Source organism: Streptomyces sp. NPDC056128 (assembly GCF_042263835.1).
GTDB lineage: Bacteria > Actinomycetota > Actinomycetes > Streptomycetales > Streptomycetaceae > Streptomyces.
The window spans coordinates 152025-153601 of sequence record NZ_JBHJVQ010000015.1 but is presented as its reverse complement, the minus strand read 5'-3'; the positions used below and the strand labels follow the sequence as shown (position 1 = coordinate 153601).

The 1577-nt window shown below is 72.0% G+C and carries 1 protein-coding gene; it reads left to right on the top strand.

Going from position 1 to position 1577, the window contains the following annotated elements; translation table 11 throughout:
* Positions 1-1577, top strand: a 1577-nt coding sequence (locus tag ACFC1X_RS25605; RefSeq protein ID WP_376357316.1) for a condensation domain-containing protein, incomplete at both ends; no start/stop codon positions are given.

Genomic DNA, 1577 nt, shown 5'->3' with positions numbered 1-1577 from the left:
GCCAACCCCCACAGCCCCACCCCCGGCACCCGCATGTACCGCACCGGCGACCTCGCCCACTGGAACCACCACGGCCACCTCACCTACGACGGACGCGCCGACCACCAAGTCAAACTCCGCGGCCACCGCATCGAACTCGGCGAAATCGAAGCCACCCTCACCACCCAGCCCGGCATCACCCAAGCCACCGTCCAACTCCGCGAAGACACCCCCGGCGACCAACGCCTCGTCGCCTACCTCGTCACCACCCCCGACCACGACGAGAACACCACCCGGGACGCAGCCACCCGCGCCCTCCCCGACTACATGCGCCCCACCGCCTACGTCACCCTCGACGCCCTCCCCCTCACCCCCAACGGAAAACTCGACCGCAAAGCCCTCCCCGCACCCACCTACGCCACCACGACCACCGGACGAGCCCCCCGCACCCCCCGCGAGGAAATCCTCTGCGGCCTGTACGCGGAGATCCTCGCGGTGGGCGACGTGACGATCGACGACGACTTCTTCGGGCTCGGCGGGCACTCGCTCCTCGCCACCCGCCTGGTCAGCCGGGTCCGCACCACCCTCGGTGTCGAGCTGCCGATCCGGCAGTTGTTCGAGACGCCGACCGTGGCAGGTCTCGCCGGTGCCCTCGACGCGTCGGGCACCGTCCGTACCGCGCTCACCGCGAAGCCGCGGCCCGAGCGCGTCCCGCTGTCGTACGCCCAGCAGCGCCTCTGGTTCCTGCACCAGCTCGAAGGGCCCACCCCGACCTACAACATCCCCACCACCCTCCGCCTCACCGGCGCCCTCGACCACGACGCCCTGCGCGCGGCGGTCGGGGACCTGATCGCCCGGCACGAGAGCCTGCGGACGGTCTTCACCGAGGACGAGCAGGGCGCCCATCAGGTCGTGCTGCCCGCGGAGGTCGCCGCGACGCCGTTCGCGGTGGTCGACGTGGCCGCGGAGGAGGTCGCCGTCCGGGTGGCGGAGGCCGCGTCGTACCCCTTCGACCTGACGACCGACCTGCCCGTGCGGGTGCGGCTGTTCCGGGTGTCGGAGGAGGAGCACGTCCTGTTGCTGCTGGTGCACCACATCGCCAGCGACGCCTGGTCCCGCACCCCCCTCGCCCAGGACCTCACCGCCGCCTACACCGCCCGCTGTGCCGGCAACGCTCCCACCTGGCAGGCGCTCCCCGTCCAGTACGCCGACTACGCGCTCTGGCAGCAGGAGATCCTCGGCGACGAGACCGACGCCGACAGCCTCGCGGGACGGCAGCTCGCCTACTGGAAGCGGCAACTGGCCGGGCTGCCCGAGCAGCTGGACCTGCCCACCGACCGGCCGCGTCCCGCCACCGCCGACCACACCGGCGAGCGGATCACGTTCAGCGTCCCCGCCGAGCTGCACACCCGCCTGACCGAACTGGCCCGGTCGACCAACACGACCGCGTTCATGGTGATCCAGGCCGCGCTCGCGACCCTGCTCACCCGGCACGGCGCCGGTGAGGACATCCCCATCGGCACCCCCATCGCCGGACGCACCGACGACGCCACCGACCACCTCATCGGCTTCTTCGTCAACACCCTCGTCCTGCGCAC